At 67.7% G+C, this 24,235-nt stretch carries 18 protein-coding genes; 7 read left to right on the top strand and 11 right to left on the bottom strand.

Going from position 1 to position 24,235, the window contains the following annotated elements:
* Nucleotides 1-108: 108 nt before the first annotated feature.
* Nucleotides 109-411 carry a chorismate mutase gene (locus C0012_RS11020; RefSeq protein WP_110588119.1) on the top strand — a complete coding sequence of 101 codons (303 nt, stop codon included), beginning with the start codon at nt 109-111 and terminating at the stop codon, nt 409-411.
* A 128-nt stretch (nt 412-539) separates the two neighbouring features.
* On the opposite strand, the gene C0012_RS11015 is transcribed toward C0012_RS11020, so the two are convergent.
* The 8 genes from C0012_RS11015 to purL all read right to left on the bottom strand — a co-directional run bounded on the left by C0012_RS11015 (nt 540) and on the right by purL (nt 7,191).
* On the bottom strand, nt 540-1,274 hold the full coding sequence (locus C0012_RS11015) for a hypothetical protein (protein WP_110588120.1): 735 nt from the start codon (nt 1,272-1,274) through the stop codon (nt 540-542).
* Complete coding sequence (locus tag C0012_RS11010) at nt 1,271-2,185, bottom strand: ABC transporter ATP-binding protein (RefSeq protein ID WP_110588121.1); 915 nt, start codon at nt 2,183-2,185, stop codon at nt 1,271-1,273. The genes C0012_RS11015 and C0012_RS11010 overlap by 4 nt, the downstream gene beginning before the upstream one ends.
* Before the next feature lie 22 nt (nt 2,186-2,207).
* Nucleotides 2,208-2,534 carry a GntR family transcriptional regulator gene (locus tag C0012_RS11005; protein WP_110588174.1) on the bottom strand — a complete coding sequence of 109 codons (327 nt, stop codon included), beginning with the start codon at nt 2,532-2,534 and terminating at the stop codon, nt 2,208-2,210.
* Nucleotides 2,535-2,771: 237 nt separating this feature from the next.
* Nucleotides 2,772-3,239, bottom strand: coding sequence for an ASCH domain-containing protein (locus tag C0012_RS11000; protein ID WP_110588122.1), 468 nt, complete (start codon nt 3,237-3,239; stop codon nt 2,772-2,774).
* Nucleotides 3,240-3,363: 124 nt separating this feature from the next.
* Nucleotides 3,364-3,867: a hypothetical protein gene (locus C0012_RS10995; RefSeq protein ID WP_110588123.1), complete on the bottom strand. Its 504-nt coding sequence runs from the start codon at nt 3,865-3,867 to the stop codon at nt 3,364-3,366.
* Nucleotides 3,868-3,886: 19 nt separating this feature from the next.
* Complete coding sequence (locus C0012_RS10990; RefSeq protein ID WP_110588124.1) at nt 3,887-4,594, bottom strand: hypothetical protein; 708 nt, start codon at nt 4,592-4,594, stop codon at nt 3,887-3,889.
* 111 nt (nt 4,595-4,705) lie between these two features.
* Entirely contained in the window at nt 4,706-4,882 is a 177-nt protein-coding gene (locus C0012_RS15595; RefSeq protein WP_198411141.1) for a hypothetical protein, read from the bottom strand.
* The gene (gene purL, locus C0012_RS10985) at nt 4,882-7,191 is read right to left on the bottom strand and encodes a phosphoribosylformylglycinamidine synthase subunit PurL (RefSeq protein ID WP_110588125.1); all 2,310 of its coding nucleotides are present in this window, start codon (nt 7,189-7,191) and stop codon (nt 4,882-4,884) included. The genes C0012_RS15595 and purL overlap by 1 nt, the downstream gene beginning before the upstream one ends.
* Before the next feature lie 176 nt (nt 7,192-7,367).
* Between purL and C0012_RS10980 the strand changes: the two genes are divergently transcribed.
* Together C0012_RS10980 and C0012_RS10975 are read left to right on the top strand one after the other, a co-directional pair.
* Nucleotides 7,368-7,766, top strand: a complete 399-nt coding sequence (locus C0012_RS10980; RefSeq protein ID WP_110588126.1) for an ArsR/SmtB family transcription factor — start codon at nt 7,368-7,370, stop codon at nt 7,764-7,766.
* Entirely contained in the window at nt 7,766-8,701 is a 936-nt protein-coding gene (locus tag C0012_RS10975; protein WP_110588127.1) for a cation diffusion facilitator family transporter, read from the top strand. The genes C0012_RS10980 and C0012_RS10975 overlap by 1 nt, the downstream gene beginning before the upstream one ends.
* Here C0012_RS10975 and C0012_RS10970 read toward each other — a convergent pair whose 3' ends face one another.
* Nucleotides 8,702-9,430, bottom strand: coding sequence for a cupin domain-containing protein (locus C0012_RS10970; protein WP_110588175.1), 729 nt, complete (start codon nt 9,428-9,430; stop codon nt 8,702-8,704).
* Nucleotides 9,431-9,447: 17 nt separating this feature from the next.
* The gene (locus tag C0012_RS10965; protein ID WP_110588128.1) at nt 9,448-10,956 is read right to left on the bottom strand and encodes a hypothetical protein; all 1,509 of its coding nucleotides are present in this window, start codon (nt 10,954-10,956) and stop codon (nt 9,448-9,450) included.
* A 562-nt stretch (nt 10,957-11,518) separates the two neighbouring features.
* On the opposite strand from C0012_RS10965, the gene C0012_RS10960 reads away from it, so the two are divergent.
* Both C0012_RS10960 and C0012_RS10955 read left to right on the top strand, forming a co-directional pair.
* Complete coding sequence (locus tag C0012_RS10960) at nt 11,519-14,533, top strand: SdrD B-like domain-containing protein (protein ID WP_110588129.1); 3,015 nt, start codon at nt 11,519-11,521, stop codon at nt 14,531-14,533.
* A 659-nt stretch (nt 14,534-15,192) separates the two neighbouring features.
* Nucleotides 15,193-17,619, top strand: coding sequence for a LuxR C-terminal-related transcriptional regulator (locus tag C0012_RS10955; RefSeq protein ID WP_162621766.1), 2,427 nt, complete (start codon nt 15,193-15,195; stop codon nt 17,617-17,619).
* Between the two features lie 89 nt (nt 17,620-17,708).
* Here the strand turns inward: C0012_RS10955 and C0012_RS10950 are convergent, their stop codons facing one another.
* Nucleotides 17,709-18,299 (bottom strand): LOG family protein, encoded by a 591-nt coding sequence (locus C0012_RS10950; RefSeq protein ID WP_110588131.1) that lies wholly within the window; start codon nt 18,297-18,299, stop codon nt 17,709-17,711.
* Nucleotides 18,300-18,552: 253 nt separating this feature from the next.
* Between C0012_RS10950 and C0012_RS10945 the strand changes: the two genes are divergently transcribed.
* On the top strand, nt 18,553-21,165 hold the full coding sequence (locus C0012_RS10945) for a helix-turn-helix transcriptional regulator (protein WP_162621767.1): 2,613 nt from the start codon (nt 18,553-18,555) through the stop codon (nt 21,163-21,165).
* Nucleotides 21,166-21,354: 189 nt separating this feature from the next.
* Entirely contained in the window at nt 21,355-24,228 is a 2,874-nt protein-coding gene (locus tag C0012_RS10940; RefSeq protein ID WP_110588133.1) for a right-handed parallel beta-helix repeat-containing protein, read from the top strand.
* The last annotated feature ends 7 nt before the right edge of the window (nt 24,229-24,235 follow it).

Below are 24,235 nucleotides of genomic sequence, written 5' to 3'. Positions count from 1 at the left end.
CATCACGGTCGACATCGAGGGACGAGTTCGACATCACATTCGTCGGGATTCCGCGCTGTCGATTGCGTCGCCCGGAGCATGGTCGGGTCGCCCCGATACGCTGTTTCCATGAGCGACGCGTCCGACGATCCTATGGCCACTCTGCTGCGCCTGCGCGCGAGCATCGACAACATCGACGCCGCGCTCACCTTCATGCTCGCCGAGCGCTTTCGCTGCACGAAGCAGGTCGGCGAGCTCAAGGCCGCGCACGATCTGCCGCCGAGCGACCCGGCCCGTGAGGAGCGCCAGATCGCCCGGCTGCATCAGCTTGCCGACGACGCGGAGCTCGACCCCGCCTTCGCGGAGAAGTGGTTCCGCTTCGTCGTCGCAGAGGTGATCCAGCACCACAAGCAGGCGGCAGAGCGGGACTGATCGTCGCGTGCCGGACCCGCTGCGCGTTCGTGTCCGTATTGGGGCGGCCGAAACCCGTGGGTCGCCAAAAAACGCCAGTGCACGGCCTGCTGCACTGGCGTTTTCTGGCGACCCAATTCGCGTGACCCCTACACCGTCGTCCTGCGCAGGGTGGCGTAGGCGCCGGTAGCCGTGACGGCCGCGACGGCGAGCCCGATCAGGGTGATCACGAAGGCGCCGACGTCGGCGAACCACGTCATCACCGCCGGCCACGATTCCGTGCGCGTGATGACGAAGAGTCCGATGATGAGGGCGAGGCCCAGCAGGGCGAACACCGCCGTGACGGCGAACCACCCGAACCGCCGGTAGATCACGGCCGCCCAGAACCCGACGACGAAGAGGAAGATCGTCGCCGTGAAGTACGAGAGCCATGCCGAGACCCAGCCTGGCTCGAAGATCCACTCGAGGTACGCGACGCGCCCGTTCACGCCGTAGCCGTTCGTGAGCACCTCGACGCCCGCGAGCAGGAGGAAGATCGTCGCCATCATCGCGGCGCCGATCGCCCCGACGATCATCGTGCCGAGGAAGAACTCGCGACGCGTGATGCTCATGGCCTGCGAGAACGGGAACGAGAGAGTCATCGCCTGGATCCCGAGGGCCAGGAAGTACCACATCGGCGCGTTGCCAGCGCCCGCGACCTTCACCCCGTCGCCCGGGATCATCGCGAAGATGAGAGCCGAGATGATCGCGGCGATGGCCAGGATCATCAGCGGAACCCACACGAGAGACTGTGTGTTCATGAGGTGCAGGCGCACGACCTTGAGAGTGCGGCTGCCGAGGGCGCGTCGGTCGGGAAGCGCCTCGAGAGGGGTGGCGGTGGTCATCGCAGTGCTCCTTCCTGTGCGGGGGAGTCGGTGGCGGGGCTGCCGCCCGTCTGCGTCATCCGAACGATGAGCTGCTGCAGCGAGACGGGAGCGAGTTCGAGGCCGAGATTCCCCGCCTCGCGGCGCTCGGCGTCGGTGAGCTGGCCGAGGAAAGTGACCGATGCCGTTCGGCCCAGGTTCTCTCGGTGCAGCACCTCGTGGGATCCGATGAAACGCTCGACGAGATCGCGCTCGCCGACGAGGTTCGTCGCGCGGTCGCGCGCCTCGTCGGTCGACTGGTCCATGAGGATCCGCCCCTTGTCGATCACGAGCACGCGCTCGATGAGGTTCGAGATCTCGTCGATCAGGTGGCTCGAGAGGATGACAGTGCGCGGGTGCTCGGCGTAGTCGGCGAGCAGGCGGTCGTAGAACGTCTGTCGAGCGACGGCATCGAGGCCCAGATAGGGCTCGTCGAAGAACGTGATCTCGGCGCGCGAAGCGAGGCCGATGATGACGCCGACGGCGGACAGCTGACCGCGGGACAGTTTCTTGATCGTGGTCTTCATCGGCAGCTGGAAGTCGTCGATGAGCTCCTCAGCGAGGCCTTGATCCCAGTTCGGGAAGAACAGACGCGCCGTGCGGAAGGCGATCGTCGCATTGGCCTCGTCGGGGTACTTCTGGCTCTCGCGGACGAAGCAGATGCGGCTGAGGACGCGGGCGTTCTCGTAGGGATCCTCGCCGAAGACGCGCACGGATCCACTCGTCGCGAAGTTCTGCGCGGTGAGGATCGACATCGCGGTCGTCTTGCCGGCGCCGTTGCGGCCTAGGAGGCCGTAGATCGTGTTCCGCTCGATATCGAAGCTCACACGATCGAGCGCCGTGGTGTCCTTGTACGTCTTGGTGAGGTCGCGGACCTGAATGACGGGGTCCATGAGGGGCTCCAATGAGGTCGGATCAGGATGTCTGGGAGGTCGCATGCTCGCTGATGAGCTGTACGACGTCGTCGGGCCCGAGACCAAGCTTCCGGGCCTCGACGATGAGTGGAGCGATGTAGCTGTCGGCGAAGGCGGCGCGGCGCTCCGCGAGCACGCGCTCCCGCGCGCCGACGGCGACGAACATTCCGATGCCGCGGCGCTTGTAGAGCACGCCCTTGTCGACGAGGAGGTTCACGCCCTTCGCCGCCGTCGCCGGATTGATGCGGGAGAAGGCGGCGATCTCGTTCGTCGAGGGAGCCTTCTCCTCCTCGGCGAGGGATCCATCGACGATCTGGTCCTCGACCATCTCGGCGATCTGCACGAAGAGCGGCTTGCCTTCGTCCACGTCACACCCCCTCCGAGGTTCTGTGGTTCATTACTCGACTAATGAACCACAGAACCTAGAGTCCGTCAAGCCCTGTGCGTGGCGCAGACAACACAACGCAGTCAATCTCGCGGCACACACGGCGACCCGCCGTGTACCGGCACGATCGGAGCCGGATTGACTGCGTTGTGCTGCGGGCGCTTCGGTGCTTCCCCGAGATCAGGCGGCGTAGACCACGCGGAAGCGCTCGCACACGATCGGCATCTCGTCGTGGAAGCCGCGGTCGTGGCTCGCGTAGCGCGTGAAGAAGTCCTGGTGGATCCGGCGCCAGGATGCGAGCGTGCGGTCGTCCTCGCCCTCCGAGAAGGCGTGCTCCGCGGTGACGTCGCGGAAGGGCACGACCTCGACCGACGTGTTCTCGATCACGGCCCGGGGCACACCGGATCCGTCGAGGATCACGTCGTGCTCGCCCACCTGCGTGACCGGCTCTCCGTCGGCTTCGTAGTCCCACAGAGCCCCGGCCGTGCCGGTCTTCGTTCCCGCGAGAACGAGCGCGAGCAGCCCGTCCGCCTGCTCGGGCGTCGCACCGAAGCCCCACACGCGGTCGGCGGAGGGCGGATCCGTGGGGAGGGAAGGCACGGCGGCGCGGGCGTCGCGCCAGAAGGCTGTGATGTCGGGGGCGGTCACCAGATCATCCTCCCACGAAGGACTCCAACACAACGCAGTCGATTCGCTCGCCGCAACGCTGCACGGGGCATCCCTCGTGGGTACCGCTGCAGATTGACTGCGTTGTGTTGCCCGACTGCTGTGCTCAGGCGTCGCAGGTGTCGCAGATGCCCGTGGAAGGGAGAACCATGAAGCACGTCGGGCAGATGGGCTCGGGCTTTTCCGGGGCGGACGGGCGTGCGGGCTGTCGGGGCGAAGCCTGGCGCGGACTGCGACGGGCAGGTTTCTTCTCGACGACCGCCTCGGCCTCGGGATGCGTGATGCCCCAGGCGCCCTGGAAGCGCCGGCTCGGCCAGCGCTCGACCTCACCCGCGCGCCGGACGGCGTCGCTCTCCGAGCGGAAGCCGGTCGTATATCCCGCGTGCACCTCGAGCGCCGGACCGCCGCCGCGCCGGTTCACCCGGAAGTAGGTGCCGAAGCCGATGAGCTCGGCGACGTCGGTGTTATCGACGATGCGGCGGATGAGCACCTGATTGGCCGGAGGCGTGCGATATTGCCGGAATGCCTCGTCGAGCGAGGCGAGGGGCGTCGAGCGCTCCCGGCCCTTCTGCGTGCGTGCGCGGTCGGCCGTCTCGGGAGTCTCGTTCATCCCCTCCAGGATAGACGGCTCACGCCTCGAGCTCGCCCGCCACTCGATGCTTCAGCTCGTCCTCGGCCGCGTCGGACAGCACGATGAGTCCGTCGAGTTCTTCGCGCACGCGGCGGTAGGCCGTCTGCCGCTCGGGGGCCGTGGCTGACTGGTCGACCGCGACGTTCAGCATCTGCTGGGCGCGCGAGAGCCGCTGCCGCTCAGCCTCGGTGAAGCCCGAGTCGCGCACGCGTCGGGCCTCCTGCTCGGCGACGTCGAACGAGACCTCGAAGTCGTGCACCGCGTCGCGGTACTCCGCATAGGTCTCGGCGTCCACGCGCGCGTCGGCTGATTCGGGGCGTAGCCCGTCGGCGACCTTCTTCGCCCGCAGGAAGGCCGCCGTGTGCGGATCCCGTCCATCGCTCATCGTCGGGAAGGCGATGAGCTTGGCGGTGTCGAGCTCGTAGTCGAGCCAGCGCCGCGACACTTCGTCGTGCGTGTCCATGAGCCGTTCGAGGCGCTGCGACCGGCTCGCCGCGTCGGCCTCCGCGATCGCCTCGGGATCGGTCGAGGATGACGCCTGCGCCAGCTCGGCCTTGACGCGCATCATCTCGATCCGCTGCTTGTGGCGCTGCTTCGACTGCTTCGACATCCAGTTTCCGAGCGCGCCGAAGCCGCTGGCGATGGCGCCGCCGAAGACGAAAGCGAGCCACCAGTAGTTCCCGAGGAAGGAGAACAGCGCATCCATGCTTCACAGGCTACGGCGTCGGGCCCGCCCCGCCGTGCGCCGTTCCCTTCATCTCTGGCACATCCCTTCCGGGTGCGGAGGCAGGGATGTGCCAGAAATGAAGGGTTGGGGTCAGCCGAACAGTGTCAGCAGGACGGTGGATCCGCCGCCCGCGAGGATGAGCGAGATCACGACGACCCACGCGACACCCCGGATCCGCCGATTGCGGCGGTCGAGGCGCGAGAAGCCGTCGTCCTCGTGCTCTTCGAGCTCGGGAGGCACGTGCAGGCTCTCGTGTTCGCGATCCATCAGGAAGCGGGCTCCGTGACCGTCGGACCGAAGTGTGCCGGCAGCGTCGATGCCGACATCTCGCGAAGATCGGCGGCCGAGTACGTGAAGACGTCCTGCACCTCGAGGGTGGGCTCGGTGTCGGTCACGCCGATGCGCAGCACCGGGTAGCCGCGGCCCTCGCACAGGCCGCGGAACTTGACGTCTTCCTCGCGCGGCACCGTGACGAGCACGCGTCCGGTCGACTCGGAGAACAGGGCGCTCGCGAGGTCGACGCCGTCGCGCTCCATGAGCTCGGTGAGCCAGACGCGCGCGCCCACGCCGAAACGCGTGACGCCCTCGGCAAGCGCGATCGCGAGCCCGCCCTCAGACAGGTCGTGCGCGCTCGAGACGAGCCACTCGTCACGCGCCGCCTGCAGCAGGCCGGCGAGCCGCTTCTCGCCGTCGAGGTCGACCTGCGGCGGCGTGCCGCCCAGGTGGCCATGGATGACGTCGGCCCACGCGGATCCGTCGAGCTCTTCGCGCGTGATGCCCAGCAGGTAGATGTTCTCGCCCGCGTCCTGCCAGCCGCTGGGGATGCGGCGCGAGACGTCGTCGATGAGTCCGAGGACGCCGACGACGGGAGTCGGGTGGATCGGGGTGTCGCCCGTCTGGTTGTAGAACGACACATTGCCGCCCGTGACGGGGACCGCGAGCTCCTGGCACGCGTCGGACAGACCCTCGACCGTCTGCGAGAACTGCCACATGACCTCGGGGTTCTCGGGGCTGCCGAAGTTCAGGCAGTCGGTGACGGCCGTCGGAACGGCGCCCGTGACGGCGACGTTGCGGTACGCCTCGGCCAGGGCGAGCTGCGCGCCCGCGTACGGGTCGAGCTGGCAGTAGCGGCCGTTCGCGTCGGTCGCGATCGAGAAGCCGAGGCCGGATTCCTCGTCGACGCGGATCATGCCGGCGTCGTCGGGGAAGGAGAGCGCCGTGTTGCCGAGCACGTAGTAGTCGTACTGGTTCGTGATCCAGCTCGTGTCGGCGAGGTTCGGGGACTTCACGAGCGCCGCGAACTGCTCCGAGAGAGCGGCCGGATCCTGCGGGCGCTCGAGGGCGCTCGCCGTGTCGTTCTGCAGCTCGTCGATCCACGACGGATAGGCGACGGGGCGGTCGTAGACGGGGCCGTCCACGGCGACGGTCGAGGGATCCACGTCGACGATCGTTTCGCCGTCCCACGTGATGACGAGACGGCCGTCTCCGGTGACCTCGCCGAGCACGCTCGTCTCGACGTCCCACTTGTCGACGACGGCCAGGAACGCGTCGAGCTTCTCTGGCGTCACGATCGCCATCATGCGCTCCTGCGACTCGCTCATGAGGATCTCTTCTGCCGTGAGCGAGGGATCCCGGAGCAGCACCTTCGTGAGCTCGACGTTCATGCCGGATCCGCCGTTGGCGGCGAGCTCGCTCGTCGCGCACGAGATGCCAGCGGCGCCGAGATCCTGGATCGCCTCGACGAGCTCGCCCGCGTACAGCTCGAGGCAGCACTCGATGAGCACCTTCTCGGCGAACGGGTCGCCGACCTGCACGGCCGGTCGCTTCGTCGGGCCGCCGTCGCTGAACGAATCGGACGCGAGGATCGACGCTCCGCCGATGCCGTCGCCGCCCGTGCGCGCGCCGAAGAGGACGACCTTGTTGCCCGCGCCGGTGGCGTTGGCGAGGCGGATGTCCTCGTGGCGCATCACGCCGACCGCGAGGGCGTTGACGAGGGGGTTCGCCTGGTAGCAGGAGTCGAACACGGTCTCGCCGCCGATGTTCGGCAGGCCGAGGGAGTTGCCGTACGAGCTGATGCCCGCCGTCACGCCGTGCACGACGCGCGCGGTGTCAGGGTCGTCGATCGCGCCAAAGCGCAGCTGGTCCATGACCGCCACGGGGCGCGCGCCCATCGAGATGATGTCGCGGACGATGCCGCCGACGCCGGTCGCGGCGCCCTGGAAGGGCTCGATGTACGACGGGTGGTTGTGACTCTCCACCTTGAAGGTGACGGCCCATCCCTCACCCGCGTCGACGACGCCCGCGTTCTGACCCATTCCGACCATGAGCCGCTCGCGCATCTCGTCGGTGACCTTCTCGCCGAAGCGCTTCAGGTACTTCTTGCTCGACTTGTACGAACAGTGCTCCGACCACATCACCGAGTACATCGCGAGCTCGCCCGAGGTGGGGCGGCGCCCGAGCAGCTCCCGGATCTGCGCGTACTCGTCGGGCTTGAGCCCGAGCGTCTCGTACGGCTGCTCGCGGTCGGGAGTGGCGGCTGCGTGCTCGACTGTGTCGGCGACGTGTTCGGTGGTCACGCGAGTGGCTCCAGGAGTCAGGCGGGGCGGTGTGGGATCAGTCTAGTTGCCCCCGACACCCCTCACGCCTGCGCCCGCGGTGGTGTCGTCGCTCGCCTCGGCGCACGCCGAATGATATTCATTCCCGACTTCTCCTCCCCCGAGCTGATGAAGCCCCGGAGCGATATCATCGCTGTATGGCGATGAATAATGAGCGACCCGAGGAACTCCTCGTCGACAGCGAGGCGACCGCGGCGTACGCGCACCTGTTCGATGCTCTCAGCGACCCGACGCGTCTCCGGGTGCTTCAGCACCTCGCGACGGGGGAGCATCGGGTGCGCGATCTCGTGGAGCACGTCGGCCTCGCCCAGTCGACGGTCAGCAAGCATCTGAGCTTCCTGCTCGCGTGCCGGCTGGTGAGCGTCCGGCCCGACGGGCGTTCGTCCTGGTATGCGCTCGCGGAGCCCGGCGCGACCGCCGGCCTCGTCGGCGCGGCCGAGGCCCTCCTCCGCGCGACGGGCACGGATGCGACCCTGTGCCCTCACATCCGCGAACTGGATCCGCGCGACGAGGTCGAGCGGACGGAGGTCGCCTGATGGGCGCCGGTCACGATCACGCCTCGGCGGCGGACGGTCGGCCCGGAGACTCTCGCCGGAGGCTGTGGATCGCGTTCTCGATCACGGCAGCCGTGGTGGCGGTGCAGGCCGTCGGGGCGGTCGTCACGGGCAGCCTCGCCCTTCTGACGGACACCGCGCACGCGATCGTCGACGCGTCGGGCCTGTTGGTCGCGCTCATCGCCGCGACCCTGATGCTTCGCCCCGCGAGCTCGAAGCGCACGTGGGGATTCCGACGCATCGAGGTGATCGCCGCGCTCGGTCAGGCGGCGCTGCTTCTCGCCGTCGGTGTCTACACCGCGATCGAGGGCGTCCGCCGCCTGTTCGAGCCTCCCGAGGTTCCCGCCGGCGAGCTGTTGGTGTTCGGTGTCCTCGGACTGGCGGCGAACCTCGCCGCGATCTTCGTGCTGTCCTCCAGTCGTGGCCACAACTTCAATATGCGCGCCGCGTTCCTCGAGGTCCTCAACGATGCGCTCGGATCTCTCGGCGTGATCGTGGCCGCGATCGTCATCGCGACGACCGGATTCCTGCAGGCCGACGCGATCGCCGGGCTGCTCATCGCCGCGCTGATCGTTCCCCGCGCCTTCATCCTCGTGAAGGAGACGGGAAGCGTTCTGATGGAGTTCACACCGAAGGGGCTGGACCTCGACGGCGTGCGTCGTCACATCCTGGCGCTGGAACATGTCGAGGACGTCCACGATCTGCACGCCTCGACGATCGCGACGGGGCTTCCCACCGTCACCGCGCATGTCGTCGTCCGCGACGAGTGCTTCACCGATGGTCATGCGGCGGAAGTGCTGAACGACGTCAAGGAGTGCGTCGCCGAGCACTTCGACGTCTCGGTGCTGCACTCCACCTTCCAGATCGAGACCGCCCATATCCAGGACGGCGAACCGGACTCCGTGCGGCACCGCTGATCATCCGCGGGGGAGCAGATCGGGGAAGACCGTGAGCCTGCCGCACATGCCCCAGGCCTCGTCGGGACGTGCACTCGCGTCGCCGACGGAGGCGTCGAAGAGGTGGGATCCGTCGGTGCGCGCGAGCGCGTCGAGCTGGGCACCAGTCCGTTCCGCCTGGGTGAGCGGGCCGCGGCGCCATGTCTCGCGCCACCCGTCGATGCGGTCGGCGACGATCGCCGCGGCGCGTTCGTAGTAGGGCGCGAGCGCCGCGCGGGCGCCGATCTCCTCGGCGCGACCGCGCAGCTCCGCGAACCCCGCGAGGGCGAGATCGCGGCGTGCGCGGGCGGCCGGGCCGCGGAGATCCGGATCCTCGGGGAGCGCGGCAGCCGCCCGATAGTCGTCGATCGACGCGAGTATGTCGAGGGGGAAGGTGAACACGGCATCGCCCGACTCGGGCAGGCCGGCGTTCTGCATGAGCGTGACGATCTCGAGTCCGCCGTCGTTGACGAGGCGGTGGATCGTACCGGGATCGAACGCGACGACGCGCCCCTTTTCGAGCGGCGTCTCGCGGGGCCCCTCCGCCGTCAGCGTCTGCACGCGGCCGGCACCGCCGATGACGACGTATCCCTCGCGCGAGACGGTATGGAAGTGCGGGGATCCGCCATGTTCGCCGTCGGCCGCCTCCCAGTCGTACACGCGCAGAATCGACGTCGATACGCCGCCGGGCAGCTCGAGGTGATCACTCATGGTTCGCTCCTTCGCCGTCATGCGGGCCTCTCATCCGATGGTGCATCATCTCCGCGCGCCGCGAAGCGCCGCTGGCGAGCTTTCCACAGAGCGTGCTTCACCCCCGTCATGCAGGCGTAGGCGAGGATCGCGGCCAGCGTCGCCCTGCCGACGCCCGGGGCGAGCAGCGTCGCGGCGGTGGCGGCCGCGATCGTCACGACCCCCCGCGCGATGCGGGCGCCGCGGACGAGTCGATGGACGGAACGCCGCGCGATGGATCCGAGCGGATCTGGTGCGCGCGGGGTGCCCACACCGGAGATCTGCCGGTCGATCTCTCCGAGGACCTCGATTTCATTCGCGAAGTAGAGCGCGTGATCGGCGAGGGACGCCGACTGCGTGATCCTCGCGACGCGATCCGGGGAGCCGAGCATGGTGAACGGGTGCGAAACGGGATCGAAGCGCGCGCACATGTCGATCCCCGGCACATCCGGGCGGCACAGCTCGCGCACCCCCTCCACGGCGGGCGCGAAGGTGTGGGAGTACACGACGACGGTGAGGGCGACGAGCGGCAGGCTCACGAGAAGGGCGATCGCATCGGGGGAGAACACGATCGCCTCGGCCGCGTCGGCGACGCTCTGCCCAGCCGCGGCGATCTGGTCGCCGGTGCCCGGCCGCCCGGTCGCGAGCGCCCAGCCGCCCGATAGAAGTCGCGCGATGCCCGTGACGAGCGCGCCGAGCAGTTCGAGTGCGCCGAGGAGCAGGGTGCGAACGATGACAAGAACGGCACCGGCGTACACGATGATCGCCGCGACAAGGGCGAGGATCGATGTCCACGGGACGCGCAGTGACGCGCGGATGGGGGCGAGCAGCGCCTGGCCCGTGCCGACCGTCACGAGCGTCGTCGTCTCGGGGTCGAGCGCGTGCGCCGCGTTGGTCGCGATCGCTGCTCCTTGAGAGTGGCCCACGAGCACCGTGTGCCGTGCGCCGACGTCGAGCACCGTGCTCGTGACCCGCTCGATGACGCCGAGCCGGGTCTCGGAGTCGCTCGTCCAGCCGAGCGCGTCGGTTGCGAGCAGTCGCATCCGCGGCACGAATGCCACCGCGAGCGTGAGGGGGATCGCGGTGGCGACGGCGAGGGATCCGATCACGAGGATCCAGATCATGGCGCGCAGCCCGTGCCAGATGTATCGGAGCAGGCCGCGATCGCCCGGCCCCTGCACCAGCACGTGCCCGTTCACCATGAGGTGCACGGCGCACAGCACGAACAGGGCGCGGAGGGTCCACCACGCCGCCCGCCAGCGCGTCGGTTCGCGGATCTCGGCGTACCAGGTGAGGGGATCGACGACGAGATGCCGCCCGCTCTCGTCCGCGAGGTGCGCGTGGCCCCGCGCGAAGTCGCGACAGCCGGCCGGGCACGCGGCGTGGGCCCAGCCCGTCTCCGAGCCGTTCAGGTGATCGGCGATGGCGTGCACGTCGTTCTCGACGAACTCCATGTGATCGCGCACGCCGATGCCGTGGATGACGGGCGCGTAGATGTCGATCGGCACCCCTCCTTGATAGTGCAGAGCTCTGACAATCGGGCCCTGGCACGGACCTCGCTGCGGGGCGCGTCGAAGCTGCGCCCGCGCCGCAGCAGCGAGACGTCGCCCGGCGTGGAGTTCGGTGGGCACCCGAGCGTGCCGATGGGGGCGACAAGAAGCGGCTGCCCGTCCGAGGCCGGACAGAGTGCGATCAATTCACGCGTTACGCGGCGTGAATGAATGCGGGTCGAGAGGCGTGCGGAGGTGAAGGCCTGGTACGTGCGTACCAAAGTGCGGGTGAAATACGTGTGAGTCGCGTGATGATCCCGATAGCTTTCGTCAGGCCGTATTTCGCCCTGCGGGGTGCGTTCAGGAATGGAAAGTCCCGTTTCGAAAGGCAGGAGAGATCGTGAAACGCTTTGCAGCAGGCACGGCGGCATGCGCATTGATAGGCGCAGCGTTCGCGGTGGGCGCGACACCGCCCGCATATGCGGCCGTGGACGACGGTGTGATCTCCGTGAGAGTCGTGAATGATAGAAACCTAACCAGCGCCCGCGATGATATTGATTCCGCGCTGGAGGGTGTCGATGTGCGGATCACCGATGCCGCCGGCGGGACGACCACCATCGTGACCGATGTGAACGGCCTGGCGACTCTTGCGCCCGCCGACAACATGCTGACCGGCGGTCGATACCGCATCGAGGTGCTCAACCCCAACGCGGATCTCTACACCGAGGCGCAGATTCTTGACGGCGCTGCCGACCCCGCGTTCGCCCCCGCGGTCTCCTTCGTTGACGTCGCCGATGGGCATGACGTCGCTCTTTCGGTCGGCTATGTTGACCACACCACTCTCGGCATCGACAAGGCCGTGCTCTACTCTGCCGTGCAAGCGGACAGCATCTGGCCCCAGGGTGAGAACAAGGAGATCTACTCGATTCCCTACTCTTTCGACGCGCCTTCGACGGCCGTGACGGCTCCCCTGACCGTCGGCACGGTGTACGGCATCGGCCTCGACCCAACCGGGCTCGATGTCTATGCGGGCGCCTATGCGAAGCGTGGCTCCGCATATGGCGAAGGTGGCCCCGGAGCCATCTACCGGCTGAACACCATTACCGGAGAAGTTGAGGAGTACGCGGTCGTCGCGGATGCGGGAGACCGTGTGCACGATTTCGATGAGACGGACGCAACCGGGAACGACATCCACGACTACTCGTTCCTGTCGGCTGTCGGGCGCGAAGGGCTCGGGGACGTCGAGGTGACGGAGAGCGGGCAGTTCCTGCTCACCATCAACATGAACACCGACTCGGCGGTCGTGTATCCAGTGCAGGACGCGGCGGATCCGATGCCGACGCACACGCTTCCGATTCCCGCCGTGAACGGGTGCGGATCCGATTGGGCTCCGATGGCGATCGCGGAGAACGATGGGCTCATCTACCTCGGCGCGACGTGTGGCGAGACGCGCGAAACCTCGGTGATCGAGTATGAGCTGTCGGATGGCGGTGTCCTCACGGCCACGGGAGTCACCTGGAGTGGCGACCCGGCGACGGCCCCTGGTCGGGAGCCGGGAGTGACCGGCCCCGACTGGGGTTTCCCCGAGGACGAGTGCCGTTTCGTCGAATGGAACGCTTGGTCGGACACTGTTCCTCAACCGTGCAACGACGAGCCGGCAAGTCACTCCGCCTACTCGCCGAACGGGCTGGCGAAGCAGTTCTCCTATCCGCAGCCGCTGCTTTCGGACATCGAGTTCCTCGAGAGCGGTGAACTCGTCTTGTCGTACCGCGATCGTGGTGGCGACATGTACGGCGGAGGGCTGTACCACGGAGAATCCAGCGACGGTCGGCCGGCCTATACCAACTACGTCGCCGAGGGAGAGGTCGCTGCCGTATGCGTGACCGGCGCTTCTCTCGACTTCACCTGCCGCGCAGATTTCGAGGACGCGGGATTCGCGCATAACGAGGCCGCCATCGGAGGTACCGAGTACCTCTCGGGATCAGAGCGGCTGGTCAGCAATCTGATGGACGCGACAGCCGTCAACACTAACGGCCTGCGCGCATTCGATCCGTCCACCGGGGAACAGGCCGACGGGAGCACAGGAACCCCGAACACCTTCATCACGGCCGACTTCCAGAAGGCCCAGGGGCTGGCCGATGTCGAGGCGCTGGTGCGCGAGCAGACACAGCAGATCGGCGACTACGTGTGGGTGGACGAAGACGAAGATGGCATCCAGGATCCGGGCGAAGCTCCGATCGCGGGGGTGCAGGTGACGCTCTACGACGACTCTGGCGCGGTCGTTGCGCGGACCGAAACCGACGAGCACGGGCGGTACTGGTTCGACACGGCGGATGGCGTTCTTCCGGAGACCGACTATGAGGTCCGTCTCGACCGTGACGCAGATTTCGAGACCGGAGGCCCATTGGCCGGCATGTCGGTGACGAGCAGCGCCAACGAGGGTGGCCAAGCGATCGACAGCGATGCGAGCGGCGCCACAGGGCAGCCCGTTGCAGAGCTCACGACGCCGGCTCCCGGAGTGAACGACCACTCGATCGACTTCGGCTTCGTCCCACCCGAGGGCGTGTCCGTGGGCGACTACGTATGGATCGACGCGGACCGAGACGGCTTGCAGGGCGCCGACGAGAAGCCTCTGGCGAATGTCACCGTGGTGCTCGTCGACGTGAACGGTAGCGAGCATGCGTCCGTGACGACGGACGAGAACGGCTACTACGCGTTCACGGATCTTCCGCCGGGCACGGACTTCACGATCGTGTTCCCTCCGACGGTGGAAGTCGACGGGGTCGAGTACCCGTTGACGGAGACCGCAGGCGGCGACGACTCGCTCGATTCCAATCCCGACCAGACGACTGGCGAGTACGCGTTCACGACGCCGACGGCTGGCATCAATCTGGGTGATCCGACCATGGCCGATGATTCGACGATCGACGCGGGGTATATGCCGCCATCGGTATCGGTGGGCGACTTCGTTTGGTTGGACGAGGACCGTGATGGTGCTCAGGGCGAGTCTGAGCCGGGGATTCCGGGCGTGGAGCTGACGCTGGTGGGGCCTGATCGTGCGCCGGTGACGGATGTGTCCGGAAACCCGGTGGAGCCGGTGGTCACGGATGAGAACGGTGAGTACTCGTTCGATCATCTGCCGGCGTTGCTTGCGGGCGAGCACTACACGGTCGTGGTGGCCGATCCGGAGGGACTGGTGCCGACGAAGCCTGGTCAGGGAGCACGTGGGGAGGATTCTTCGACGGGCTCGGCCGAGTCGGGGGATCTGACGGAGGACGGTCAGCGTGATTCGACGCTGGACTTCGGGTTCGTGACTCCGCAGGAGCCGACGCCGGAGCCCACCGAGCCGCCGGAGCCGACGGAACCGCCGACGCCGACGCCGGAGCCGACGCCGCCCACAACGCCGACGCCCGAGCCGACGCCGCCAACGGCCCCGGCCCCGGATCCGCGGCCGAGTGACGAACCGGGCGACGAGCCTGGCGATGACCTGGCCGCGACGGGGACCGACGTGAGCCTGCCGCTGACGGCGTTGGTCGTCCTGTTGCTGATCGGTGGTGTCGCGGTGCTCGCGATGCGCCGCCGCGCCGAGCCGTGATCTCCGGCGCGCGGTAAGTGTCTCGGTCCCGCCATCGCTCCCGGTGGCGGGGCCGGGATGATCGGCCGGTCGTGTCGTGCGATGGCCGTGATTCACCGACTCGATCGAGTTTCGCGACTCCCTCCGCGGATACCGATCGGGCTGGTGAGGGGGTGGCTCGTTCAGCGGAGCCATCTGTCAGAGAGGGGTCACCGTGTGGAGCCGCTGGCCCCTCTCCTCCTCCGTTCGCGTCCGTCTGTGAAAGCCGGAGGAATCCTTGGTACGCGTACCAATTCGTGTACCAAAAGAGCCTCAGGGGGAGGTCGCCTCTCTCGCAAGGGGGCGTAATGTCGAAAGGTACCCGATTTCGTGCGGTATGTGCGACGAGAGTCTGGCGGCCGGTTGCATGATCGTGATGGATCGGTCGACGCTGTGTCGGGCCTTAAATGCTCTCTCCTCGGCTCCACGAGAATCGAGGGCGAAGAGGAAAGCCGCTCGCTGATCCGTTTTGCACAAGTGATTCTGGGTTTCTCCCCTGCGCAAGAAGGGGAAGTCAGGCTCGACGCCGTGCATTTCGCGGGAGGGAGAGTTCGCCGCAGGGGCCGACTGCGAGTGAGGTTTTATCGATGAAGCGCGAGAGTGCCGTCCCTGTGTCATCGCGGAGGACGATGATCCCTCGCTTGGCGAAGACCCATCTGCATCGCCCAGCTCTCGTCGGCAGGCTGGACGTGCTCGAACCGCTTACGGTCGTACGTGCGATGGGCGGGACGGGGAAGACGAGCCTCGTTGCGCGATGGGCGCGGATGCGAACCGAGGCCGGTGATCGCGTCGTGTGGATCGGGAACGATGCGGACGAGTGCCCGGTGGAGACGGAGCTCGTCGGCACAGTGCTCGGCGTCATCGAATCGGTGCGGGGCACCGGCCGCGTCGCGATCCTGGTCGTCGATGACGTGCCATTGGATGGACAGGACGCGGAGAGCCTGATGGATCTTCTGTGGGAACACGAAGAGCTTCATATCGTGTCCCTGTCGACGGCGGAGTCCTCGGTCGAGCGCGTCGCGAGCGAACGCGGGCTCGCGACGGCGAAGATCTCCGGTCGAGACCTCGCGGCGCGCCGCGAGGAGACCGACGCCGTCTTCGCAGCGTGGGGGCACGCTGTCGACGCGCCGGTCGCCGACCATCTCTGGCGAGCCACCGGAGGATGGCTGGCCGCGATGCGAAGAGCGCTCGACGCGAACCCGGATCGCGGAGTCGCGGGCATGGAACGGAGCATCGACGAGTATGTGGGTCGTCGCGTCGAGCGTCTGCTCCGGGAGAACGGAGTGCTTCGCGAGGGCATCCTGTTCGCGCACAGCGAGGGAAGGCTGGCTCGGATCGAGGCCGACACGGTTCCGCTCGATGCCGTGACCCGAGTCCTGAATGAGGCTGGGCTCATCATCGGTGGTGTCAGAAGCAGCCCGTGCCTGCCGACGGTCGTCGAACGGGCCCTCCTGAGTATCGATGGTGTCGTCACAGACGCGGACGTCATCGACGTCCATCAGGCCGTGGTCCGGACGCTCGTCACGCAGGGAGAACGAGAGCGCGGGGACATCGTGCGCCACGCCGGTCAGGGACAGATGTGGCCGCTGCTCGAGTCGCTGTGGGCGGAAGCGGGAATCGACCTTCTCGTCCACCATCTTGCGGATGCGTCGAAGGCGTACGGGATGATCCCGCTAGCGGTGCGACAACGTCGGCGAGACCTCGCGGATGCGCGGACTCTTTCGTCAGCGTTGCTCGAAAGTGCGGCGGGAAGCGTGGTCGGCTATCACGACGCGGGATGGGGGACGATCGCCTCGGTCGCGTCGGACGTGCTGACACCGGCCTCGGAGACGGCATTGCTGATCACACAGCGATCGCGCGGCGGCATGCGGCTGACGGAGCGACGCGCGGACGCCTCGACGACGTACTCGGCGGATACACGAGCCTGGATGGAGATGCACAAAGCGATCTCTGCATGGAGCGCCGATTCGTCGTCTGCCTCGCAACAGTTCGCTCATGCGATCCTCGACGCGAACGCGGGGGAGGCGAAGGCGATCGCGAGTCTGTCGAGTGCGCATCTGTCCCTCATGCGCGCCGTTGAAGGATCCGTTGGTGACGCTGTGGCACTGATGGGAGAAGCCGAACGCGACCACGACGAGGCGTCGTGGGTGCGGGACATCCGCAGGACCATACTCATGCTTGCGCGCGCTGTCGTGCGACTCGACCGGCTTGAGGGGGATGTCTCCGTCGGTCTCGAGCATCTGGCGGCTCGGTCGCAGAGGCTCGAGGAGTGGATGATCGTCGAGTGGCTCCTCGCCCGCCACAGCCTGCTCTTCGGAGATCCAGCGCAGGCGTTGCGACGGCTCGAGACGATATCGTCACGACGAAGCCGCGAGATCGAATCGTCGCCACGTGATCGTCATCTGTTCGACCGGACGTACGTCGACCTGCTGATCGCCGTCGGTGCTCACACTCGAGCGAGCGTGTTCTTGGAACGGCGACCCGCGGCCCGGTTCACCGTTCCGCGCGCGCGGATCGCCCTTGCGTCCGGTGAATTGGCGTCAGCGCGGCAGCTGGCCTCCGCCCGTGCATCATGGAACGCAGTGATATCGCCTCGCGAGAGAGTGGAAGCTCTGCTTATCGCCGCATCCGCGGCTCTTGAAGCCGGCGACGAAGCCGAAGCCGCATCCGATGCGACGCGCGCTTTCGAAGGGGACGACGCGGGTGATCGGCTGGCGATCCTCGCGGGAATGCCGACCGATCTCCGCGAGGGCCTCCTCCGTGTCGCAGGGCTGCGCATCACGGATGCTCAGCTGACGACTCTCAGGGGCGTGCATGAGATCTTTCCCACGCGGGCCGAGGTCGTCCGACTGACGCGTCGCGAGACCGTCGTCCTGCACGCGCTTGCGGAGCGTCCGCGGCTCGCCGACGTCGCATCTGAGCTCAGCGTGTCGGTCAACACGATCAAGAAGCAGGTGACGGCCATCTACGCCAAGCTCGAGGTCCACGACCGAGCCAGTGCACTGCATCGGGCGACGCGGCTCGGATTGCTCGGGGGATCGCCGGAGAGGGGCCGTTCCCCGGAATGAACCGGACTGGTTCACTCCGGATCTTCTCGGAGCGATCCCTTCGGCGCGGGCGTGGCCGGATGCGGCGGTCGAGCGGCCCCGGTCGATCCTCAGGCGCTCCCAGCAGGCTGCGACCACTTCGGCATGGGCGCCTTCCAGTTCTGGAGTTCGTCGAGGAGCTGCTGCGGATCCGACGCGATGATGAGTGCCTCGCGGAAGGTCTCGCTGATGAAGCCCTCGTCAACGAGTCTGTCGAGCATCTCGACCAGGGGATCCCAGAAGCCTCCGACGTCGTAGAGCGCGATCGGCTTGGTGTGGAAGCCGAGCTGTAACCACGTCCACGCCTCGAAGAACTCTTCGAGCGTGCCGGCGCCGCCGGGCAGCGCGACGAAGGCGTCGCCGAGCTGGGCCATCCGCATTTTGCGTTCATGCATGTCAGCGACGACCTCGAGCCGCGTGAGGTCGTCGTGTGCGATCTCCTTGTCGACGAGCGCCTTCGGGATGATCCCGACTACTTCGCCGCCCGCGTCGCTCGCGGCCGTCGCGACGGTGCCCATGAGGCCCACGTTTCCCCCGCCGTAGACGACGCCGATGCCGGCCGACGCGAGCGCTGCGCCGACTGCTTCGGCAGCCGCGCGATAGGAGGGTTTCGCGCCCGAGGCGGAGCCGGTGAACACGGTGATGCGAGACAGGGAGGACATAAGACCAGAGTAAGGCGGCCAGGGGGCTCTGCCCCGCGTTGCGGCGCTCCGCCGCACCGGATCAGGGCGCTGCGGCGCACGTCGCCTTCGCGTGCCGCGGTCGTCGTCGTGTGGCGAGTGCGCGACAGAGGGAAGGGCCGCCTCGTCGCGGCAAGCAGGAGAGGGACCATCACTGCGGGCCGACGAACGTCCTCAGAGACAGATGACGACGGTATTCTGTCTCTCTTCGCCGGCTCGGAGTAGCGTCGTGAGTATGGGGGAATCGCTTTTCGTCGAACTTCGTGCCGAGGTGGGTGAGTACCTGAAGGCGGGCGTCAGCGTCGCGCTGACGGGTCTGCCCGGAAGCGGGCGCAGTCGGCTCCTGCGCGCGGTCGCCGACCAACTCGTCACAGACGGCTGGGAGGCGCTCGAGATCCACGGGAGCCCCGCTTTGACGACGCGCCCACTCGAGGCGCTCGCGCTCGCGGGTCTTCTCGACGCGCGATCTCAGGGCGCAGGAACGCCCGTCTCGAGCGCCGTCGTCGCGCTGCGGCGGGCGGTGACGCGCGACAGGACCTTCCTCGTGATCGACGACGCCGATCAGCTCGACGAGACATCTGCGGGCGCGATCGTCGCGGCGCTGCACGGTGGGCGGATCCCCGTGCTCAGTGCGACGTCGATCGCGCGCGCGACCCCCGACTTCTCGATCGTCGCGCACGTTCGCCCGAACGTGCGGGTCGCGATGCCGCCCCTCGCGTTCCACGACTCGTCCGAGCTGATCGACGAGGTCGCCGGCGGCCCCGTCGCGGTCGCGACCGCCGCGCGGATCCACGCCAAGTCCGGCGGCCTCCCCGGCATCATCGAGGTGCTCGTCGAGAACGCCGTGCGAGAAGGGCTTCTCGTGAGGCGGGACGGGGTCTGGGCCGGGGCCGCCACGATGTGGTCGCCGCGGCTGGCGGCCGTCATCGAGACGTTCCTGCAGGGTCTGGCGCCCACCGAGTTCGATGCGCTCGCCATCCTCTCGCTTGTCGGCACGATAGACGCGGGCGTCGCGAGGCGCCTGACAGCGTGGAGCGAGGTCGAACGGCTCGATGAACGCGGGCTGCTGGCCTTCGGAACCGAGGGCGATTCGCTGACGGTCAGCGTCTATCCCCCGCTGCTGTCCGAGCACCTTCGACGCGATCGGCTCGGCGCCCGGCGCCTCCGGCTGCTGGCGGACATCGATGCAACCCTCAATGGGACCGAGGCGCAGGACCTCGGGAGAACTCGGCTCACGCCGGGCGCGCTCGACTCGCCGGTCGCGCCCGTATCGCTCGCGGCGGCGCGCGGCTTCGGAACGCCCGTTGCAGCGGATCCGGAGAATCGGCACTCACTTGACGCCACGCTGAATCGGATGGTGTACGAGCGCGTCACGGCCGAGACCCTGGTCCGCCGCGCGGAGTGGAATCGCCACCCCGATGCTTCCTCGGCTATCTCGTATGCGCTTGCGCTGATGTCGACCGACGCGCCGCCCGCAGAGATCGCGCGCATCCTCGAGGTGCCGGACGACGAGACCGACGAGCGCCAGCGCGCCACTCTCGCGACGTGGCGAGGTTTCGCCGTGGCAGTGGGGCCCGAGGGGCTTGCGGGAGTCGAGCGTGACTTTGAGGAGGAACGCCGGCGGACCGGGAAGTGGAGCCGCCTTCTCGACATCACGGAGGGGCACCTGCGCTTTCTCGGGGAGGGGGTTGGTGGCATCGAGCCCGAGCCGGAGGAGGACGAGCCCGCGACCATCCGCGGTGCAGCCCGCCTGCTGCGCGCCGAACAGCTGCTCGCACTCGGTCGTCCCGCGCAGGCGCTTGCGGAGATAGACATCATGGAGCGCGAGGACACGAGCGTCGGAGGATGGGGCGGCGCGCTCCGGATCCTCGCCACTGTGTTTCAGGGCGATCTCGACGCGTCCGAGGTCGCGGCGCGAGATGCGTTCGATGGCGGCATCGCGAGCCTCGACCCCGAGGCGATCACTCCGTACGGATACGTGCTCGCGGCGATCCTCGCCCTGCGCGGCGACGACGCCCCGCTGCGCGACCACATCGGCACGGTACTGTCCGTCGGCTACACGCCCCTGCGCTACGCGCACTATCACCTCGGCACGCTCGCGATGGCGGTCCGGATTGCGGCGAGCATGGGGCGGGAGGCCAACGCCGCGTCCCTCGCCGACGAAGCCTCGGCGATGGTGCCTCCGCTGGGGCCCTTTCCCCTCATGTCAGCGGTCCACGCCCGCTCTCATGCGGCGCTCGTGGCGGGCGCGCCATCCGACCAGATCGCGAAGGACCTGTGGGAGGGAGCAGTCGACGCCGCGGGACGCGGCTACCTCGTCAGCGCCCTCGTCCACGGCATACGGTCGCTCGAGGTGGATCCCGACGTGGCGCACGCGCGCGAGATGGCGATATGGCAGGCCGCGTGCGAGCCAGGTGGTCTCCCCGAGCTCATCATGCGGTACGCCGACGGCCTCGTCGGAACGAACACGGCCGACATGCTTGACGCCGCTGATTTCCTTGACGCGAGTGGCTGCGCGGGCTTCGCGATCCGTGTACGGGTCGCGGCCGCCGCGCTCGCGTCCCGCACGGGCGACGCGGACGGCGCGGCGATCGCGCGCGAGCTTCGGGCGCGGGCTGAGGAGCTCGGCGGCGAATACCCGGCCCTCGTCAAACCGCTCCTGCAGGGGAGTGTCCTCACGGCGCGCGAGCGCGAGATCGCTCAGCTCGCAGCCGATGGGATGAGCAACGGCGATATCGCGAAACGGCTCGTCGTCTCGACGCGCACGGTCGAGAACCATCTGTACCGCGTGTTCCAGAAGCTCCACATCGACGGGCGTCAGCAGCTCGCCGCGACCCTCGACGCCTGACGACGCCGGTACTCACCGCCTGAGGTCGGTGACGAAATCGCCGGCTGCGGGAGTACTCACCCCGCGTCCGCGACGTTCTCATCCGGCCTGCGGAGGCCCCTGTGCGAAAGCCCACCCATTGGGATGGTGTCGAGGCCCGAACAGGGCCGAGCCATATCCGCCGGTGCGCGGGCAAGGGGAGCAGACACCATGAACATCCGCCAGTTCGCCGGCGAGAACCGGCGCCGCCTGGTGCCGTTCGCGATAGCCGCGGGCATCGCAGTCGCCATGGGGGTGCTCGTGCCGATCGTGATGACGTCGACGGCATACGCCGCGACAGAGCTCGTCATCGACTCGACCGATGCGGGCGGCACCGTCACGGACGCAGATCCCGGCGACGGAGTGTGCGCCACGAGCGCGGGGACGTGCACGCTGCGGGCCGCGATCGAAGAGTCGAACGCGCTGAACGCTGCCCCGGGTGAGGTCACGATCACCGTCGATGAGTCAATTGTCGGCGAGGGCCTCTCGGACCAGCGCGGCACGGACTACCGGATGACGACGGACAGGATCTCGAGCGAGGACATCGGGGCGCTCTACGTTGTGACGGCGCCGGTGACGCTCGACCTCGACCACCGGTTCTACGTGGACTCGGTGCAGGACGACGTCGAGAACGCCGCCTTCTACCTCAACGGCCCCGGCATCACGATCCTCAACGCCGATCTCGTTCGTGCAGGCGGATCGTCCTTCGTCGTGGGGCCGAACGCATCCAACGTCGTCATCGACGGTGGCGGCGGAGAGATCAACACCGACTCGACGTACTACCCGGAGCGTTTCGTCACGGTGATGCAGGGTGTGACGGGTCTGACGGTCAAGAACTACAACGTGCGTGGCTTCTACGACTCAGCAGTGAGCGGCGGCATCATGTACTTCAACAACTATCCGACGAGCGACACGACGCCGCGCTCCGACATCGTGTTCGACGGCCTCAACGTCAACTACGCATCCGAGAGCACGACGTGCTCGGCCTCGGACGGCTCGGGTTGCCGGACGCGGCTGACGAACTTCGTTCCCTTCACGGCGAACAACGTCACGCAGGGCCTGACCTTTCAGAACATGACGGTCGCGAACATGACGAACCAGCGCGCGTTCTCCTTCGCGAACTCAGCGAGCTACACGGGCAGCACATCGGTCGTGCTCAGCGATCTCAAGATCGTGAACAACACGTTCACGAACAACCAGGGCTTCGGCACAGCAGACGACGACGCCTTCATCACACTCCCGCGAGGCGGGCAGCTGACGGGAACGTCCGAGATCAGCGGAAACACCTTCGTGCGTGCCGCGAGCGGTCAGGGATACGCGATCTCCTACGCCGCGGGCAGGAGGGCGAACGACTCGTCGATGACCGACACGACACGCGGATCTGGTCTGACCATCACAGACAACTACTTCAATGGCTACACCAACAGCTCGATCTGGCTCCGGCAGACCGGTCTGGTGACGGTCCAGGGAAACACCTTCGGCACCCGCAGCGGCAGCCAGGGCAACCCGGGCACGGCCGAGGAGTACAGCGACTCGACGGTTCTGGTTGGCAACGTCTCGGGATCGGGCGCGAACTACGCCGCGAACCAGTCGATTCGCACGTGGGCTCCGACGGACGTGGCCAGCGTGCCCACCGGGTCCATTCCCGCGAGCGCGCTCGCGATGACGGCGGCGACGGATCAGCCGGTGTGCACCGCAATCGTCGACGTGCAGCAGATCACGGACACGAACAACAGAACGAAGGCGGCGGGATCTCCGGTGACGCTCGACGCCTTCTGGACGGACAGTGACACGGCCGAGGTCTACCTCGGCACGGTCTCGGGCGTCGCGGGCACCGAGGCGACGCTCGCGCTTCCGCTGCCCATCGGCGCGCAGACGCTCGCCGACGGCACGGCGCAGGTGGTCGACGCCGCGACCGGCGATGTGTCCGGCTACGTGCGCCTGCAGACTCATGTCGAGGGGCTCGATCAGCTCGAGTCCTCCCAGTACTCGCGCCTCGTGGAGGTCGAGGGCAATTGCCGCCCCTCGCTCACCCTCGAGCAGGCAGACGAGCAGAACGATCCGACGCTCGCGCGTGATCTGCACTACACGCTGACCAGCTCGATGTCGCTGGAGATCGACTCGGTCACGGTCGAAGACTTCCTCGCGACCGCAACGGCCGTGGACGAGACGAGCGACGACACGCGCCTCAACCCGCGTGTGCTGAGCGTGACGGAGGTCGCCGGAAGCGACGGCATGCAGTGGGACATCGTCGTGCGCGTCGACGACTCGGCGCTCGTCGAACTCGCCCTTCCTGCTGATGCGGTGACGTCCTCTAACGGCATGACGAACGCGGATCCCGCGAAGAGCGAGGACGCGGCGATCACCTTCATCAACCCGCTCGTGCTCGACCCGGGCACGATGGACGTCATCGCCGGAGAGCAGTACGGCGAGAAATTCACGCTGGGAACGCGTGCGGGGGCGCCGACGCCCGGTGCGGACCTCTCGTTCACGAGCACGGTCACGCAGGACGACGGCACACCGACCGTGAAGCTGTCGACAAGCGACCTGACGATCGCGTCGGGTTCGACGGTGACCGACAGCATCACCGTGACGGCAGACGCCGGCGCCGTGGCGGCTGGGACCGAGGCCCTGGTCTCGTTCACCGTGGCGTCTGAGGACGCCAACTACGACGGCCTCGTGGTCCCGAGCCTGTCGGTGCTGCTGTATGCGACGGACCCCGCGATCCAGATCACGAAGAACGCCTACGTCGATGTGACGGACACGACGGACGCGGCGTCGATCGTGGGGACGGGGACACTCGCTCCCACTGGCTCGCGCCTCACCGACCGACAGGCCGTGTGCTTCGTGTACACCGTCACGAACACGTCGCAGGACGACTGGACGACGTCGATCACGGGTATCACCGTGACCGACTCGGACGAGCGGCTCGGCACCGATGGCGTGATCGGCACGATCGACACGCTTGCGCGGGGAGAGAGCGCGCAGCTCGCCTCCTGCACGGTCCTCATTCCCGAGGACACGACGCAGTCCGTCACCAAGTGACGCGCGT

Origin of the sequence: Microbacterium suaedae, assembly GCF_003254645.1 — a bacterium.
In the GTDB taxonomy this organism is placed as follows: Bacteria; Actinomycetota; Actinomycetes; order Actinomycetales; family Microbacteriaceae; genus Microbacterium; species Microbacterium suaedae.
This window is presented reverse-complemented; position numbering and strand designations above follow the sequence as displayed.

Excerpts from the sequence above, each read along its gene's own strand:
- C0012_RS11020 (WP_110588119.1), top strand. The coding sequence starts at position 109 with ATGAGCGACGCGTCCGACGATCCTATGGCCACTCTGCTGCGCCTGCGC.
- C0012_RS11015 (WP_110588120.1), bottom strand. The coding sequence starts at position 1,274 with ATGACCACCGCCACCCCTCTCGAGGCGCTTCCCGACCGACGCGCCCTC.
- C0012_RS11010 (WP_110588121.1), bottom strand. The coding sequence starts at position 2,185 with ATGGACCCCGTCATTCAGGTCCGCGACCTCACCAAGACGTACAAGGAC.
- C0012_RS11005 (WP_110588174.1), bottom strand. The coding sequence starts at position 2,534 with ATGGTCGAGGACCAGATCGTCGATGGATCCCTCGCCGAGGAGGAGAAG.
- C0012_RS10995 (WP_110588123.1), bottom strand. The coding sequence starts at position 3,867 with ATGAACGAGACTCCCGAGACGGCCGACCGCGCACGCACGCAGAAGGGC.
- C0012_RS10990 (WP_110588124.1), bottom strand. The coding sequence starts at position 4,594 with ATGGATGCGCTGTTCTCCTTCCTCGGGAACTACTGGTGGCTCGCTTTC.
- C0012_RS15595 (WP_198411141.1), bottom strand. The coding sequence starts at position 4,882 with ATGGATCGCGAACACGAGAGCCTGCACGTGCCTCCCGAGCTCGAAGAG.
- C0012_RS10980 (WP_110588126.1), top strand. The coding sequence starts at position 7,368 with ATGGCGATGAATAATGAGCGACCCGAGGAACTCCTCGTCGACAGCGAG.
- C0012_RS10975 (WP_110588127.1), top strand. The coding sequence starts at position 7,766 with ATGGGCGCCGGTCACGATCACGCCTCGGCGGCGGACGGTCGGCCCGGA.
- C0012_RS10970 (WP_110588175.1), bottom strand. The coding sequence starts at position 9,430 with ATGAGTGATCACCTCGAGCTGCCCGGCGGCGTATCGACGTCGATTCTG.
- C0012_RS10950 (WP_110588131.1), bottom strand. The coding sequence starts at position 18,299 with ATGTCCTCCCTGTCTCGCATCACCGTGTTCACCGGCTCCGCCTCGGGC.
- C0012_RS10945 (WP_162621767.1), top strand. The coding sequence starts at position 18,553 with ATGGGGGAATCGCTTTTCGTCGAACTTCGTGCCGAGGTGGGTGAGTAC.
- C0012_RS10940 (WP_110588133.1), top strand. The coding sequence starts at position 21,355 with ATGAACATCCGCCAGTTCGCCGGCGAGAACCGGCGCCGCCTGGTGCCG.